At 53.6% G+C, this 16483-nt stretch carries 15 protein-coding genes; 13 read left to right on the forward strand and 2 right to left on the reverse strand.

Translation table 11 applies throughout. The features are described from left to right. Positions 1 to 547 precede the first annotated feature (547 nt). The 7 genes from I2G69_RS02150 to I2G69_RS02180 all read left to right on the forward strand — a co-directional run bounded on the left by I2G69_RS02150 (position 548) and on the right by I2G69_RS02180 (position 8282). Complete coding sequence (locus I2G69_RS02150; protein ID WP_195560129.1) at positions 548 to 1600, forward strand: dockerin type I repeat-containing protein; 1053 nt, start codon at positions 548 to 550, stop codon at positions 1598 to 1600. 155 nt (positions 1601 to 1755) lie between these two features. Then, positions 1756 to 2427, forward strand: coding sequence for an acyltransferase (locus I2G69_RS02155; RefSeq protein WP_191396036.1), 672 nt, complete (start codon positions 1756 to 1758; stop codon positions 2425 to 2427). 225 nt (positions 2428 to 2652) lie between these two features. Then, positions 2653 to 3525: a pyridoxamine kinase gene (locus I2G69_RS02160; protein WP_191448552.1), complete on the forward strand. Its 873-nt coding sequence runs from the start codon at positions 2653 to 2655 to the stop codon at positions 3523 to 3525. Positions 3526 to 3680: 155 nt separating this feature from the next. After that, positions 3681 to 5354, forward strand: a complete 1674-nt coding sequence (locus tag I2G69_RS02165; RefSeq protein WP_191363037.1) for an FtsW/RodA/SpoVE family cell cycle protein — start codon at positions 3681 to 3683, stop codon at positions 5352 to 5354. A gap of 30 nt (positions 5355 to 5384) precedes the next feature. Beyond that, complete coding sequence (locus tag I2G69_RS02170; protein ID WP_243254748.1) at positions 5385 to 6785, forward strand: penicillin-binding transpeptidase domain-containing protein; 1401 nt, start codon at positions 5385 to 5387, stop codon at positions 6783 to 6785. Positions 6786 to 6852: 67 nt separating this feature from the next. Next, positions 6853 to 7650, forward strand: a complete 798-nt coding sequence (locus tag I2G69_RS02175; protein ID WP_195560130.1) for a YoaK family protein — start codon at positions 6853 to 6855, stop codon at positions 7648 to 7650. 98 nt (positions 7651 to 7748) lie between these two features. Beyond that, complete coding sequence (locus I2G69_RS02180; RefSeq protein ID WP_087234186.1) at positions 7749 to 8282, forward strand: YgjV family protein; 534 nt, start codon at positions 7749 to 7751, stop codon at positions 8280 to 8282. A 59-nt stretch (positions 8283 to 8341) separates the two neighbouring features. Here the strand turns inward: I2G69_RS02180 and I2G69_RS02185 are convergent, their stop codons facing one another. Both I2G69_RS02185 and I2G69_RS02190 read right to left on the reverse strand, forming a co-directional pair. Beyond that, positions 8342 to 9169, reverse strand: coding sequence for an FUSC family protein (locus tag I2G69_RS02185; RefSeq protein ID WP_172749705.1), 828 nt, complete (start codon positions 9167 to 9169; stop codon positions 8342 to 8344). Positions 9170 to 9177: 8 nt separating this feature from the next. Beyond that, positions 9178 to 9843, reverse strand: coding sequence for an HAD family hydrolase (locus tag I2G69_RS02190; protein WP_195560131.1), 666 nt, complete (start codon positions 9841 to 9843; stop codon positions 9178 to 9180). A 210-nt stretch (positions 9844 to 10053) separates the two neighbouring features. Between I2G69_RS02190 and I2G69_RS02195 the strand changes: the two genes are divergently transcribed. The 6 genes from I2G69_RS02195 to rlmD all read left to right on the forward strand — a co-directional run bounded on the left by I2G69_RS02195 (position 10054) and on the right by rlmD (position 16346). Further along, entirely contained in the window at positions 10054 to 12486 is a 2433-nt protein-coding gene (locus I2G69_RS02195; RefSeq protein ID WP_195560132.1) for a tetratricopeptide repeat protein, read from the forward strand. Between the two features lie 114 nt (positions 12487 to 12600). Continuing rightward, positions 12601 to 12825 carry a helix-turn-helix domain-containing protein gene (locus I2G69_RS02200; RefSeq protein WP_191448547.1) on the forward strand — a complete coding sequence of 75 codons (225 nt, stop codon included), beginning with the start codon at positions 12601 to 12603 and terminating at the stop codon, positions 12823 to 12825. A 45-nt stretch (positions 12826 to 12870) separates the two neighbouring features. Next, the gene (locus tag I2G69_RS02205; protein WP_191396029.1) at positions 12871 to 13485 is read left to right on the forward strand and encodes a transglutaminase-like domain-containing protein; all 615 of its coding nucleotides are present in this window, start codon (positions 12871 to 12873) and stop codon (positions 13483 to 13485) included. 1 nt (position 13486) lies between these two features. Continuing rightward, positions 13487 to 14014 carry an AAA family ATPase gene (locus I2G69_RS02210; protein WP_195560133.1) on the forward strand — a complete coding sequence of 176 codons (528 nt, stop codon included), beginning with the start codon at positions 13487 to 13489 and terminating at the stop codon, positions 14012 to 14014. Continuing rightward, positions 14011 to 14994, forward strand: a complete 984-nt coding sequence (locus I2G69_RS14500) for an N-acetyltransferase (RefSeq protein ID WP_191448545.1) — start codon at positions 14011 to 14013, stop codon at positions 14992 to 14994. Before I2G69_RS02210 ends, I2G69_RS14500 begins: the two co-directional genes overlap by 4 nt. A gap of 155 nt (positions 14995 to 15149) precedes the next feature. Then, positions 15150 to 16346, forward strand: coding sequence for a 23S rRNA (uracil(1939)-C(5))-methyltransferase RlmD (gene rlmD, locus I2G69_RS02220; protein WP_243254749.1), 1197 nt, complete (start codon positions 15150 to 15152; stop codon positions 16344 to 16346). Positions 16347 to 16483 lie beyond the last annotated feature (137 nt).

Consider the following 16483-nt stretch of genomic DNA (forward strand, 5'->3'; position numbering starts at 1 on the left):
ACTGCCCATAGGCGATACCGCTATCCAAGCCCTCCGGAAAATCCAGTTTTTTTCCATCTTTGCATGACCCAACAGAGAGATTCAAGCATCTTATTCGATTTGCGGACATAATTGCGATAAGCTCGAAAAATCGTCGAATCAAAGAAAATTCAGAATATGCTCATATAAACTCAGAATATTTACGAAATGCTTCGAAACATCTGTGGATATATTCACTAAAATTGTATGATGAAAATCTTCGTTTTGTCCAAAACAGAGATTCTAAATCAAGGAGGCGATCTTTCGTTGACAGGGGCATTTCCCACGTATTATAATGGGAACCAGAAAAAGGAAACAAACGATATTCTATATTGCTTATAAGTCCCGTGACAAAGTTTGTCACGCCTTTTCAATACAACTCCTCCCCAAAAAGCGAGAACCGGGTTTAACCCGGTTTTCGCTTTTTCTATGCCTTTTTTCGAAAGGCGCGTCGAAATCCTTCACAAAATTCCCATATTTTTCTGCCATCCCTTACTATATAAGATAGAAGGAAAAGGAGGTGCTGCACATGTCGATCCAACGCTCACGCCGGTTTGGGATCGGGATTTTTCTTTGGGTGGCGGTGCTCTTTGTAATCGCTACATGGTATTGTGCAGCGGTTTCCGGAGGGGAAGAAAACGACCCGCCCGATCTCTCCCAGATTGAAAGCCCTTATCTGTTGGAAGATAACCGGGCGCTCTTCCCATGCGACGACGGAAGCTATGTGGCCATCAGCACGGAAGGGACGAAACGGATGTACGTGGTCAAATTGTGGAGAACCTCTTCGGGGTGGGAGGTCCGTTTGAGCGCTTCCCTGCGCCCGGGGTTCCGCAAGGCGTTTTGTGTGGACCAAAATCTCTACTTTTTCATGGATATTACCGATGTGCTGGAGGAAGGAAGCGGCGTCGATGCGCCAGCCATCCAGATCATCCGTTACCACATGGAAGATGAACAGACACAGGCGCGGATCATCCGCAATGCGGTCTGCGACTATGACCGAACCTGCCAGGTGGAATCCGGCGGACGGATTCTGCTGGTCCATGCGCCTTTGCTAGAAGAGATCAGCGACGCCACGCCGGTCCGTGTCTATCAGTTCGATAGCGCGGATTACGTTTTGTCGCCGCAAGAGGAACTGCCGCAGTTCCCGGAGGGCGGGGAGAGCTCGGAACCACCCGCTGAGAGCGAACCCTCTGAACCGGAAGCCGATGGGACGCTTCTCTATCTGTTTGACGGGCCAATCACCGTTTCAGAGCTCGAAGAATCCTACACAGAACACGTCGGCGTCGTGCGGGTTACCGGGACGGATGGACGTATCAAAACTTCCGGACGTGTGGCAACCGGGGATCTCATGGAGGTGCTGATCGACGGGCAGGTGAGCGACCGCGCGGTCGCCTGTATCCCGGGTGATGTGACGGGGCGCGGGAACCCCAGTGCAGCGGACACGCAGTTCCTCTATGAATATCTTACAGTGGGATGTTACCTCAGCGATGCACAGGAAAAGGCCGGGGATCTAAACAACGACGGCGTCCTCAGTACAGGCGACCTGCTTCTTTTGAAAGAAATGGTCTGGAAAAAAGGCTAACGGATTGATATCTATTATTTGAATGATAAATTTGGAAAAGAATCCAAATTTTCCGTTGACCTGTGCGGGGGAACATCCTATAATAAGGAAAAAATAGAAAGCATTTGGAGAGGAAAGCTTCTTCAAATGCTTTCCCAATGAAGGAGCATCTTACCATGTTGGAAAATTTGTTCATTCGCAATCTGTATGACCTCTCTCACACGGCGGCAGCGGAATATTTGGAGCAATACACGTATCCTTGGGAGGCGCTTGCCGGTATCGGGGCGTTTATCTGCAAGCTGGGGGAAACGCTTCCCCCAGAAGAATATGAGAAGCGCGGGGAGGATGTCTGGATTGCGAAAAGCGCCACGGTATTCCCGTCCGCTTATATCCACGGACCAGCCATCATCGGCCCTGAAACCGAGGTCCGCCAGGGGGCATTTATCCGAGGCAACGCCTTGGTGGGCGCCCACTGTGTGGTGGGCAACTCGACCGAGCTCAAAAATGTGATCCTGTTCGACAATGTGCAGGTTCCGCACTACAATTATGTGGGAGACTCCATCCTGGGCTATAAATCCCATATGGGCGCGGGCTCGATCACCTCGAATGTCAAGTCGGATAAGACGCTCGTGACGGTGCGCGTGGGCGATGAGCGCTTAGAGACCGGACGCAAAAAGTTCGGCGCGATGCTCGGTGACTGCGTGGAAGTGGGGTGCAATTCCGTGTTGAATCCTGGCACAGTGATTGGACGCCACACCAATGTGTATCCGCTTTCCATGGTACGGGGATTTGTGCCTGCTAACAGCATCTACAAGCGCGCGGGCGAGATCGCAGAAAAAGTGGAATAAGCCCTGCGCCAGCGAAAACCCTTTCAAATATTTCCCAAAAAAGTTTCGATCTCTTTACATTTTTCGCCTTGACGCTGCTTCCCTTTTCGGCTATGCTTAGAAGCCTACGGCCGGAGGAATGTGCCTGAAAAGAATGGGGAATTTTCAGGGAATCCCGCCGTAAAATATAGAAAGATAGGACCTTGCGCAATGGGCGCGAGGGGGGCGGTGCCCCGGTGTTTTGTAATGAGACAGAAAAGAATTGCAGCCATTCACGATATTTCCGGATTTGGGAAGTGCTCTTTAACGGTCGTGCTTCCAATCCTCTCCGCAGCGGGCATTGAGACGAGCGTGATGCCGACAGCGGTGCTCTCCACACATACAGGAGGATTGGGAAAATGTACCTATCGCGATCTGACCGAAGATATGCGGGACTATGCAGCGCATTGGAAAAGCCTGAACCTTTCGTTTGATGCGCTCTACACGGGCTTTCTCGGCTCTGCGGAGCAGATCGGCATTGTTTCAGACATTGTGGATGACTTTCGAACGAGCGATACGCTGGTGATGGTCGACCCTGTGTTGGCGGACAACGGCAAGCTGTACGCCACCTGCACGCCGGAGATGGCGCACGGGATGAAAACGCTTTGCAAAAAGGCGGACCTTATCGTCCCAAATTTGACTGAGGCGGCATTCCTCCTTGGGGAGGAATTTTATGACGGTCCCTATGACCGCGCTTACATAGAGGGGGTATTACACCGCCTGAGCGATATGGGACCGCGGTTGGTCGTTTTGACCGGGGTCTGGTTCAGCCCGGGCCTTCTGGGGGCCGCCGGACTCGACCGGGATACGGGCCGGATCACTTATGCGTTTTCGCCGCGCATTGAGGGGGCTTACCACGGCACGGGCGACATTTTTGGGAGCGTCCTATTGGCCGGCCTGCTCAATGAAATGAGCCTCCGGGATGCCATGCAGCTCGCGGTGGACTTTACCTGCGGGAGTATCCGCCGGACGCGCGAGGCAGGCACGGACCGCCGCTTTGGCGTGAACTTCGAGGCGGGATTGCCGCGCTTTATGGAAGAGCTGGGATTGTTTCCGGTGAACTATCGGGTGGCGAGATAAAGGAATACAGAGGGATTGCGAAGATGTTCGCAGTCCCTCTTTTGTTTGAAGCGGTAGATTACAAAACCCTTACGATTCGGCCGTCGCGGTTTACTTTGCAATTTTTTGCTAGTATAATAAACTGTACGAAAATTTAAAGAAAAGGAGGCCGGCCCATGCTGGACAATCCTGTCATACAGAATATCTTCTCTGTGGCGCTGTATTTGCTGCGGATTGCGGTGCCGCTGCTCTCCATTGTGGTGGTCTGCCGGTGCTTTCATTCCCTGAAAGCGGGGCGGCGGCGGGAAGACCCGGTGGTGATTTTGCAGGATATGGTGACCAAGGAAATCATCCCTGTTTTGTATTGGGAGAATTCCCTTGGGCGCAGCCGAAGCTGCGACATTGTGCTGCACGACAGCACCGTCAGCCGTGACCATGCCGTTTTAATGCGCCGGGAAAGCGGTTGGATTGTGGTTGACACCAATTCCAAGGCGGGGACGCGCGTCAACGGCAAGAAGGTGGAAGACCGCGCGCAGATTTTGCCCGGCGATGTCATTACGTTGGGTTCCACATCCCTGATGCTCAAGCGGACCAGTGAAGCGAAAAACCTCAAGCCTCCGAAACGCCGCCGGGTACATGCGGCCTCCCCGTTTGGCTTGCTGTTTGTGGTGATGCTGATCCAGATCATGCTCTGTATCGAAGCGTGCTTTGCAGGCGGGCAATTCAGCTATATGCCGCTGATTCCATTGGGCGTTTTGGTTGTGATGGAGTGGGGATTTTATCTCTATTCCATGAAGGGCCTCAACCGGGTCAGCTTTGAGTTGGAAACCGTGGGATTTTTGCTCTCCGGCATCGGCATCATGTTGCTTTGCGGAAGCGGCGTGGAGGCAACCTATATCCAGCTTGGCGCCCTTTTGTTGGGCATTGTGCTGTTCTGCGTCATGATCTGGTTCATGAACGACTTGGAGCGCGTGATGCGCTGGCGGCTTGCCATTGCCATCGGCGCAATTGTGTTGTTCGCGATCAATTTAGTGTTTGCTTCTGAGAATAACGGCGCGCGAAATTGGATCTCGCTTGGGCCGGTCAGCGTGCAGCCATCGGAGTTTATTAAGATCGCCTTTGTGTTTGTCGGGGCGTCTACACTGGACCGGCTGCAAACGGCGCGGAACCTTTCCGGGTTCATCCTCTTTGGAGGCGTATGCCTCGGCGCTCTGTTTTTGATGCGCGACTTCGGCACGGCCTGCATCTTTTTTGTGACGTTCCTGATTATCGCATTCATGCGCTCCGGCAGTGTGCGCACCATCGCATTGATTTGCTCCGCCGCGGTGTTCGGCGTGTTCCTGATTTTGCGGTTCCGGCCTTATGTGGCGCAGCGGTTTGCCGCGTGGCGGCATGTGTGGGAATTCGCAAACGAGGCGGGCTATCAACAGACGCGCGTCCTCACCTACACGGCCAGCGGCGGCTTTTTCGGCGTCGGATTGGGCAACGGCTATCTAAAGAGCGTGTTTGCCTCCACCAGTGACTTGGTGTTCGGCATGGTGTGCGAGGAACTGGGCCTGATTTTGGGCCTCACCATCGTGCTGGCAATTGCACTGCTGGTGTTTTACGCCCGTTCCGACGTGACGCGCAGCCGCTCGACCTTCTATTCGATCTCCGCCTGTGCAGCAGCGGGGATGATGCTGTTCCAGACCTGCCTGAACGTGTTCGGCGCAACGGACGTGCTGCCGCTGACGGGCGTGACGCTTCCCTTTGTCAGCCAGGGCGGGTCCAGCATGGTAGCGGTTTGGGGCCTGTTGGCCTTTATCAAGGCCAGCGACGAACGCACCTATGCGGTACGAAAGCGGAAATAGTGGGCCCATGATGGAGAGAAAGGCGGTGGTATGATGAAGACAACGGGAACCCGCTCCCTGATCTTATTCCTTCTGACCGGTGGATTTCTCGTGGGGCTGGTCATCTTTCTGGCGTCCCTTGTGCTGGAGGGTGGGAACTGGGCCTTCCAGCCGTATAACAAGCATCTGTCCAGCGGCGGGCAGCTCTCCTATGCGGGGGAAGTGCTCGACCGAAACGGAACGGTTTTGGCGCAGAGCAAGGACGGCGAACGCCTGTATAACGACGACGAACTGGTGCGCCGGGCGACACTCCACGCGGTAGGCGATACAATGGGGTATATTTCCACCGGCGTGCAGTATAGTTACCGTGCGGAGTTGGCGGGCTATAACATCGTTACCGGCCTGGCAACGCCCACAGGGGAAACGACGGGCAGCGACATCCAATTGACCCTGGACAGCAACCTGAGCAAGGTTACGTTGCAGGCGTTTGGAAATCAAAAGGGTGCGGCAGTTCTATACAACTACAAGACGGGCGAACTGCTCTGCATGGTGAGCTCGCCGACCTTTGACCCGGGCAACGTACCGGCAGATCTCAATACCGACACCTCCGGGAAGTACGAAGGTGTTTACCTCAACCGGGCGCTCTCTGCATCTTATACGCCCGGCTCTATTTTCAAGATCGTCACCAGTGCGGCCGCCATCGAAAATATCCCGGATCTGGATACCCGCACCTTCAACTGCCAGGGGGAGATCACGGTGAACGGCAACAAGATCACTTGCCTGAGCCGGCATGGGAATATTGGTTTCAAAGACGGCTTGGCGAAATCCTGCAACATTGTCTTTGCGGAGCTGGCGATGGAGCTGGGCAAGGAAAAGATGACGGCCGCGGCGGAAGCAATGGGCTTTAACCGCAGTTTCGACCTGGATGGGATTCCGACCAGCAAAAGCCAGTACGATGTGTCCGATGCCGAGGAAAACGAACTCGCATGGAGCGGTGTGGGACAGTATACGGATCTGACCAACCCCTACCATATGATGCTCCTGATGGGGGCGATCGCCAACGGCGGGACGCCGGTCAAGCCGTATATGATCGAAAGCATCACCACGCATTTTGGCTTAGTGACCAAGGCGGGGCACACGCAAAACGACCGCCAGCTTGTGCAGGCGGACACAGCGGCAAAGCTGAAGGAGGCCATGCGGTACAACGTCACAAGCGAATACGGGGACAATCTATTCCCGAACATGGCTGTTTGTGCAAAAACCGGCACCGCCGAGGTGGGCGGTGGCAAGGAGCCAAACGCCTGGATGGTCGGGTTCTCGAGCAATGAACAGACGCCGTACGCCTTTGCGGTGGTGGTGGAAAACGGCGCTTCCGGCATTCGGGCGGCGGGCGGCGTCGCCTCTGCGATGATGGCGGAGGCCGCAAAAATCCCGTCCGCGGGCAGCGAATAAAAGGGCCCTGGCCTTTCTTGGATAGGCCAGGGCTTTCTTGTGGCTGGAAATAAAATGAGGTGGGAAAATGATGAAAAGCTGGAAAACAAAGACGCAAATGTCGGAATCCATGGCGCTGGCGGTCTTCCTGACATTGGCCGGGGGCTTTCAGGACGCCTACTCCTACAATTGCAGGGGCAAGGTGTTTGCCAATGCACAGACAGGCAATCTGGTCCTGCTGGGGCAAAATCTGGCGATGGGAAATTGGCCGGCGGCGCTGCATTATGTGATTCCGTTGGCTGCTTTCATTTCCGGCGTTTATGTGACCGAATGGGTCCATCAGCGCTGCCGGGATTACCGGAAAATCCATTGGAGGCAGATCGTCCTGCTTGTGGAGGTGCTCCTGCTGGCGGCCGTCGGGCTGATGCCGCAGTCGGTCAATATGCTGGCCAATGCCTGCCTGTCGTTTGCCTGCGCTATGCAGGTCAACAGCTTCCGGAAATTCAAGGGGCTTCCCTTTGCAACAACCATGTGCATCGGGAATATGCGCAGTGCTACGGCGATGCTCTGTAAATTCCGTGTGACAAAGGAGCCCTCGCTTTGGAAAAAGAGCCGGCAGTATTATTTTGTCATCTTCGTGTTTGCGGTCGGCGCGGCGGTTGGCGCACTGACGAGCCTGCGGTTCCAGGAGCCCGCCATTTGGGTGGCGGCGCTGTTGTTGCTGATCGGGTTTGTCCTGATGTTCATCCGGGAGGATATGGAGTCGAACCCGCAGCTTGTCCACGAGTGGGATGAGATCGGGGAGGATATCCGGCACCTGGCGCAAATCCCGCAGAAGGAGCTTGCTGGGAAAGAGGATGCATCTAAGTCAGAAAAGAATTGCTAAGGCGCTGGGGACCGGGCGCTGCTGCGGGGTATCCATCTGAAGAATCTGACTGGCCCGGCCTATAGCCGGCGCCAAACGAATGTGAGGCCGATGGGTTGATGATTATAGGAAACATCCTTTCGTTTTTCGCCGCCTTGTTTATGGTGGCGAGCTGTGTGGTGAAGCGCAAGCAGGCGGTCTTTTTCTGCCAGTTCTTGGAATGCGCGCTTCTGGCGGTGGCGTCCGTCTTTTTTGGATCGTTGGCGGGGATGACCACATTGGTGCTCAGCGCGGTGCGGAACCTGGTGGTCGCAAAAGGCCGGTATACAAAGCCGGTGATGGTGGCCTTTGTCATCCTCACCATTGTAGCGGGCCTTCTGGCCAACACGCGGGGGCTGGTCGGGCTTCTGCCGGTTTTGGCAACCGTAGAATACACCATTTGTTGCCATTATATTGAGGGAGAAATGGCGACCAAATGCAGCATCTTTGTGAACGTCCTGCTCTGGATCGTCTATTCGTTCCTGATCTGCGACTTTTCGACCGCTATCAGCGATTCCATCGTTTTAGTGGTGGATACGGTGGCCATCGTCCGTCTATGGCGAAGCGAACGTTCGGGATGCAGGCGCGAAGGCGCTGCGGAAGAACATATTTAAAAAACCGGCCCCATGCCTCGAAGAATTGCTTCGGGGTATGGGGCCGGTTCCGTATGAAGTTATGCTTCCTCTTTACATGCATCGTATAATGCAATCAGCCGCTCCAGGTGATACGAAAAGACCGGATACAGCGGGCTATCCTTTGGGATGGGCCGCTGCCCCAGCTCGTCGATGCTGGTAAGCTCGTGCAGAATCTGACGGTAGGTTGCGATCTTGCAGGAGATCTGAAAGACCTCCTCATCGTTTCCACGGAAGAATTTGATCTCCCCGATGTAATGTTCCACCGCCGTGGAGAGCGCGCGGATCGTCTGATTGATCGCAAGGATGTCGATGGGGTCGCCGGTGGAGACGAAGTCGATGGACTCCTCCACAAGGCCGCGCAGGTCGGCATAGGCGCGCTTGATCTGCGCCACATAGTTGGGCGGCATGATGATGATATTGACCAGCAGCGCAATGGCCACGCCGATCAAGACCTCCAGGCAGCGCTGCCCGGCGTAGAACCACGGGTCCGAGCCGCGGTACAGCACGACGATGGTGAAGATGATACAGGCCAGCGGCGCCCCACCGTTGAGCTTCAACACGTGGCAGAGATACAGCGTCAGGATGACGCCGATGCCGCACAGCCCCGCGTTCCCCGGCAGCGCCATGGCAAAGGCTGCGCCGATCGCCGCGCCAATCGCTGCGCCAACGATCCGGTTCTTGCCGCCGCGGATGGAGATGTCGATGGATTTCCCCATGGAAATGACCGTGGTGGACACGGCAAAGAACGGGGTGTCCAGCATCAGCCAATAGGAAACCACCACGCAGAGGGTGGCGGCAATGCCCGTCTTGACGATGCGCAGCCCCATTCCCCCGCTGGATTTTAACAATTTTTTGATCCGTTCCATGGCATCCCTCATTTGTTCCCAAGGACAATGCCCAAAAGTTCGGTGGGCTTTTCCAAAATGTATACCGCGTGGTTTTCCTCCAGTTCCCGGCGGTCGCGGAAGCCCCAAAGCGCCCCGGCGGTGTCCATCCCGGCCGCCGCACCGGTCTTCATATCGGTGTTGGTATCGCCGATGTAAAGGCACTCCTTGGCAGGGACGCCGAGCTCTTCCGCGATGCGCAGTGCGCCGTCCGGCGCGGGCTTTTTCGGAATCCCTGCGCGCTGTCCATAGTAGCAGTCGAACAGCTTGTCCCCAAACATTGTTTGAATGATGGAGACCGTCCATGCATGGGGCTTATTGGAAAGGACCGCCAGGCGGATTCCCTTCGCATGGAGCTGTTGGAGCGTGTCCATCATGCCGTCGTACGGCTGAATCCGGTCCGTGGGGTCCGCGGCATAGTAGCCGTCGTATATGGTGCGCAGATGGGAAAGCTCCTCCTCGGTGAAGGCCCCCTTGACGCGTGTGAGCATCCGGCGCATCTGCGTATCCGCCCCATCCCCCACGATCTTGCGGAAGTCCTCCGGGTCGATGGTTGGATAACCGCATGCCCGGAGCGCGCGGTTTGAAAAGTTGGCAATGGAATACAGTGTATTCGCCAGGGTTCCGTCCAGGTCAAAAATACATGCCCGATACAAGCAACCACCCTTTTTCTATTTGGAATGTTTCTTTATTTTACTCAATTTCAGCCGGTTTTGCAAGGTTTGGGTGGTTCCAGCGGAAGCGGTTTCCAAGAGTGGGGCGAAAATCGTGGTTTTGGGAATCATCGCCTAAAAATCTTTTACTTTATGGAAAACTATGGTAAAATAAATTTGTTTCCGAAAAAATGGTCGAAGGCGGGGAGAAGTATGGGAAAAGGCAAGAAAACGCGGTATGGAATGGAAGTTCCCTTCCGAACCTTGCAGCATTTGCTGCAAGATATGGAACCGGATCTGGTGAGAAATACGTCCAAACGGTTTTGTTTTGTATTGGGCGCCGGCGCTTCCAGAGCATCCGGCATCCCCTCCGGCCAGAATTTGGTCGACCAATGGGACGAATACATACGCAGGCGGGATTCCCAAAAGGAATATGAAATCTGGCAAAGGGAAATGGAAATCCGCTCAAAGCAGGATCAGTATGCGCACTACAGCGACTACTACCAGAAGCGCTTTGAGGAAGATGAAGCGGAGGGCCACACGTTTATTCGAAATGTGACAGCGAAAGCGGAACCAAGCGCGGGATATTTGGCGCTGGCCAATGTCATGACGGGGACGGCGAATAATATTGTCCTTACGACCAATTTTGATAAGCTGGTGGAGACCTCCATTTTTCGTGATACAGCCCAAATTCCGTGGGTTATCAGCACGGAAGAAGAACTCAAATATTTGGATCTGTATGCGGACTACCCCAAAATTTTAAAATTACACGGCGATATGTTCAACAATATGCGGAATACGACGGAGGAAACCCAACGGCTGGATTTGAGTTGGAAAGAGATGCTGAAGGATGTGTTGAAAACATATCATCCGGTATTCATCGGCTACGCGGGGAACGACCCCGGCCTGATGGGGTATTTGGAGAGCGTTGCGGGTCAGATCAAACGGCCCTATTGGTTGTATTATCGGGAAGATGAACTCACCGAGCGTATTTGGAAGTTTGTGGCAAACAGCGGTGGCTGTTTTGTGGACGGCCGTATAGGGTTTGATGGGGTTCTGATGCATCTGTTTGACCGGTTCCATTTTCAAAAGGCCTATATGGAACAGGCAAAGGAACGGGAACAGGTCTTTCAGGCAAAGTGGCAGGAAGCAAAAGATGCGTTAACGAAACTCTTAGCGGACGAAACTGAGAGTAGAAAAGATCAAAATCTCTCGGATGACAATTCTATGCGCGAGAGCGTTGCGCAGATTATCGGACAAGAAATGCCGGAAATCTGGCTGTACAACTTGTGGAACTATCGGCCAGAAGAGCAGAAAAGGCTTTTGGACGCAGCTTTGGTAAAATTTCCAAAGAGCGCATACGTACTGGGAAGCTATGCACTTTATTGGGAAGATCAGCACGAGATGGATGAAGCGGAGAAATATTATCAACGCGCAATTGAAGCCGACTCGAAGGATGCAAAAAACTTGGGAAATTATGCGAATTTCCTAAATCTCCAACGGCAGGATTACGATAAGGCGGAGGAATATTACCAACGCGCAATTGAAGCCAACCCGAAGCATGCAAATACACTTGGAAATTATGCGAATTTCCTATGTGACCAACGGCAGGATTATGACAAGGCGGAGGAATATTACCAGCGCGCAATTGAAGCCGACCCAAAGGACGTAGATCATCTTGGAAATTATGCGACTTTCCTAAATCTTCAACGGCAAGATTACGACAAAGCGGAGGAATATTACCAGCGCGCAATTGAAGCCGATCCAAAGAATACAAATACGCTTGGAGATTATGCGAATTTCCTAAATCTCCAACGACAAGATTACGATAAGGCGGAGGAATATTACCAACGCGCAATTGAAGCCAACCCGAAGCATGCAAATACACTTGGAAATTATGCGAATTTCCTATGTGACCAACGGCAGGATTATGACAAGGCGGAGGAATATTACCAGCGCGCGATTGAAGCCAACCCAAAGGACGCAGATCATCTTGGAAATTATGCGAATTTTCTATATGAACAACGACGGTATTACGACAAGGCGGAGGCATATTACCAGCGCGCGATTGAAGCCGACCCAAAGAACGCAGATCATCTTGGAAATTATGCGAATTTCCTAAATCTCCAACGGCAGGATTACGACAAGGCAGAGGAATATTACCGGCTTGCAATTGAAGCCGACCCAAAGAACGCAAGAAATCTTGGAAATTACGCGAATTTTCTATATGAACAACGACAGGATTACGACAAGGCGGAGAAATATTACCAGCGCGCGATTAAAGCCGACCCAAAGAACACAGATCATCTTGGAAATTATGCGGTTTTCTTGAAGAAGCAACGGCAAGATTACGACAAGGCGGAGGAATATTACCAGCGCGCGATTGAAGCCGATCCGAAGGACGTAAGGGCTTTGGGAAACTATACCGTATTTTTATATGAACAGCGACATGACTATGACAAAACCGAAGAATATCTCCAAAAGGCTCTTGCAGTTGCTCCCGACTGTATCACTAATCTAGAAAATTATGCAGAATACTTAGAAGATGTACGCCACGATGCAAAGGCGGCGCAGGAATACCGCCAGCGTGCAGAGAAACTTCGCGCAGAGCAGGACAAGACCGCCCCATCCGATAAAAATTCTTGACCTCCCCCGCCAACAATGGAAGCCACCTCCGAATCATTTTAGGTTTTATACACCGGAAGGCCAGCAGGGTCATTCCACTGCTGGCATGACAAAAATCGTATAGGTGGGATTTTGATGCATTATACGGAACGGATTCGGGCCCTGCGCGAGGATCAGGATTTGACACAGGAGCGGATTGCAGGGATTCTTCATGTGGGGCAAAAGACCTATTCGGATTATGAGACAGGCAAAATCCGCATCCCATTGGACAGCGTGATCGTGTTGGCAAAATTTTATAATGTGGATTTAAATTACATCTGCGGCGTCAGCGGCCAAAAGCGTCCCTTCCCACGGGACTGAGCGGACGGGCGCGCTGTTTGTGAAGTAAGACAGGAGAGAATACAGATGGAATATCGTTTGGAAAGCGGGCGTCTCAATGATTACTTGCAGGAGAGCCGGTATGTCGATTACCACCACCCGGCGATTCAGCAGGAGGCCGGCCTCCTGTTTGCCGGATGCACCAACGACCTGGAAAAGATTCTCTTGGCGTTCACCTTTGTGCGCGATGAACTCCCCCATTCCGGGGATATCCACAGCAGCCGCGTCACCCGCACGGCCTCCGAAGCCCTGCGCTTCCGGGAAGGAATCTGCTATGCAAAGTCCATGTTGCTGGCGGCCCTGCTGCGTAGCGCGGGAATCCCGGTGGGGTTTTGCTATCAGCGGCTGGCGCGGCATCGTCCGGAAGGCGGCTACTGCATCCATGCGTTGAATGCGGTCTACATCGCGGAACGGGATCATTGGACCCGCGTCGATGCGCGCGGCAATACCGGGCGAAAAAATGCACAGTTTTTCCCCGACGACCCTTGCCGGGAACAGGTCGCCGTTCCTGTACACCCCGAGCAGGGAGAAATCGACTATCCCACCATCTATGTGGAACCGCTGAAATGCACCACGGATGTGTTGGAACAAAACGACGATTGCCGGGAGATGTTGGCAAAGCATCTTCCCTCCCGCCTCTGAGATGGGGGCGGCACAAAAACGGCTGCTCTTTGTCAACGGCACCATGGGCGCCGGGAAAAGTGCTACCTGTGCAGCGCTTTTAAAGCAGATGCAGCCGGCCGTTTTTCTGGACGGCGATTGGTGCTGGAATATGCAGCCGTTTCTCGTCAACGAGGAAACCAAAGCTATGGTGACCGGCAACATTGTCTATCTGCTCCGGAATTTCTTGCGGTGTTCCGCCTATGAGACGGTCATCTTTGGTTGGGTTATGCACCAGCGGGAAATCATAGACGGGTTGCTCGAGCAATTACAGGATCTGGATTTTCGTTTCTATCTGTTTACATTGACCCTTTCGGAAGGAGCATTGCGTGCCCGGCTGGAACACGACATTGCAAATGGGGTGCGTTCTGCGGATGCGATCGAACGCAGTGTCGCGCGTTTGCCCCTCTATGATACAATGGATTCGATCAAAATCGATGTGAGCACCATCCGCCCGGAGGAGGCGGCGCAACGAATATGCAGGGAAATCGAAAGAAGGGAAGAACCATGATTTTTGAGACGGAACGGCTTTATCTGCGGAAACTGAACCAGGGGGATTTTGCCAACTTGTGCACCATTTTACAGGATGAAACCGCGATGTATGCGTATGAGCACGCGTTCAGCGGCGAAGAGGTGCAGGAATGGCTGGACCGGCAGATCACGCGCTATCAAACGGACGGCTTTGGCCTGTGGGCCGTGCTGCTGAAAGGGACCAATACCTTTATAGGGCAAGCGGGCCTTACCATGCAGGATGCGGGCAACGGCAGGCGCGTGGTGGAAATCGGCTATCTCTTCCGCCAGGACTATTGGCACAATGGATATGCGACGGAGGCCGCACAGGGCTGTAAACGGTATGCGTTTGAGACGATTGGCGTGCCGGAGGTGTATTCCATCATCCGGGACAACAATTATGCTTCCCAACGCGTGGCAAGGCGCAACGGGATGCAGCCCGCCGGGACGATGGTCAAACACTACCATGGGGTGGACATGCCCCATATCCTCTACTGTGTGAAAAATCACCGCATCCAGCGCATGCAGCCGGAACAGTTGGACGCCTGCATGGACATTTGGCTCCATGGCAATTTACAGGCGCACGCCTTTATCCCGGCGTCCTATTGGAGAGGGGCGGCTGACTCTGTGCGCGAGGCGCTGCCCTGCTCGGAGATCTGGGTCGATTTGGAAGGGGATACCGTGCGCGGATTTATCGGCCTACAGGAGGATTACATAGCGGGGCTCTTTGTGGCCCCCGCCTTCCAGGGGAAAGGTGTAGGAGGCGGGTTGCTCGTCTTCAGCCAAAAGAAACATCGCGCTTTAACCCTTGAGGTCTATGAAAAGAACGGGCGTGCGGTGCGTTTTTACCAGAAGCACGGGTTCCATCTGGTCGAGCAGCATATAGACGATGCAACCGGCGAAACCGCATACCGGATGTTTTGGCAAAAAGACAGCCGCATAGAAGCGGTGGACAACATCATATTTCGGTTGGATAAATAAGATTTGTATTCAAGAAAGGGCGTATGGTTCCAATTTACCGTACGCCCTTTTGCCATCTGTAAGGGAAATGCAAAAATGGGACTGGCTTTTCCACAAGCCGCCCCTTATAATGAAGACAAGTAGAAAAAGACGTTATGGAACGGAGAGAATACACTATGGAGAATCAGGAACAGCAAAGACGGCGGGAGACTCATGCACCGGAGCGCAATCCCAACCCGTGCCCACTGTATCGGAAATGCGGCGGCTGCCAGTTGCAAAATATGTCTTACCAGCGCCAGCTTCACTGGAAGCAGGAGCTGGTGGAACGGTTACTGGGACGGTTCCATCGGGTGAACCCGATTATCGGCATGGAGCATCCCTACCACTATCGCAACAAGGTACAGGCTGCCTTTGCCCTGGATCGAAGAAAGCAGATTGTCTCCGGGGTCTATCAGGCGAGCACGCACCGGGTGGTCCCTGTGGAAAGCTGTATGATTGAGGATGAGACGGCGGACCGCATTGTCGGGACCATCCGAAAGCTGATGAAAGATTTCAAAATGGAGCCCTACAACGAGGACACCGGGCGTGGGCTGGTGCGTCATGTGCTGGTCAAACGTGGGTTTGTCAGCGGCCAGGTGATGGTCGTGATGGTGACCGTCTCCCCGATTCTCCCCGCAAAAAATAATTTTGTGAAGGCCCTGCGCAAGGCGCATCCAGAGATCACGACAATCTTGCAGAACGTCAACAACCGCGCCACCAGCATGGTGCTGGGAGAATCGGAGAAGGTGCTCTACGGTCCCGGTTATATCGAAGAGTCCCTATGCGGCTGTGTGTTTCGCATATCCGCCAAGTCGTTTTATCAGATCAATCCGGTACAGACCGAGGTCCTCTATAATAAAGCGATTGAACTCGCCGGGTTTACCGGAAAAGAAACGGTGGTGGACGCCTATTGCGGCACAGGGACCATTGGGCTGATTGCCGCAAAACGCGGTGCGGGACACGTGACCGGCGTGGAGCTCAACCAGGATGCTGTCCGGGATGCCATTTCCAATGCCAAGCGCAATGGAATCAAGAACGTGTATTTTTACAATGCGGACGCCGGGGAATTTCTTTCCGCAATGGCCGACGAGGGGGAAACCGTCGACGTGGTGCTCATGGACCCGCCCCGCGCAGGCAGCGACGAGCAGTTCTTAACTTCTTTGGCGGGGTTAGCGCCCAAGAAGATTGTTTACATCTCCTGCAACCCAGAGACGCTTCAGCGCGACCTGCAATTCCTAGTGCGTGCGGGATACCATGTGCAGGAGATTCAGCCAGTGGACATGTTCCCACACACAAATCATGTGGAGACAGTCTGCCTTTTGTCCAAACTTTAAATCTACTGAACGGTCTGCTTTCTAAATGTTTTACAATGTTTATGGTAACGGCAGTAGAATCTATAAACATATTTAGCCAAAGGATAGCCTCTGCCAGGCGGCTCGCCACTCGATCCATGCTCTATTACGATTGAAAA

It is taken from the genome of Anaeromassilibacillus sp. D41t1_190614_C2, from assembly GCF_015558525.1.
In the GTDB taxonomy this organism is placed as follows: domain Bacteria; phylum Bacillota; class Clostridia; order Oscillospirales; family Acutalibacteraceae; genus Anaeromassilibacillus; species Anaeromassilibacillus stercoravium.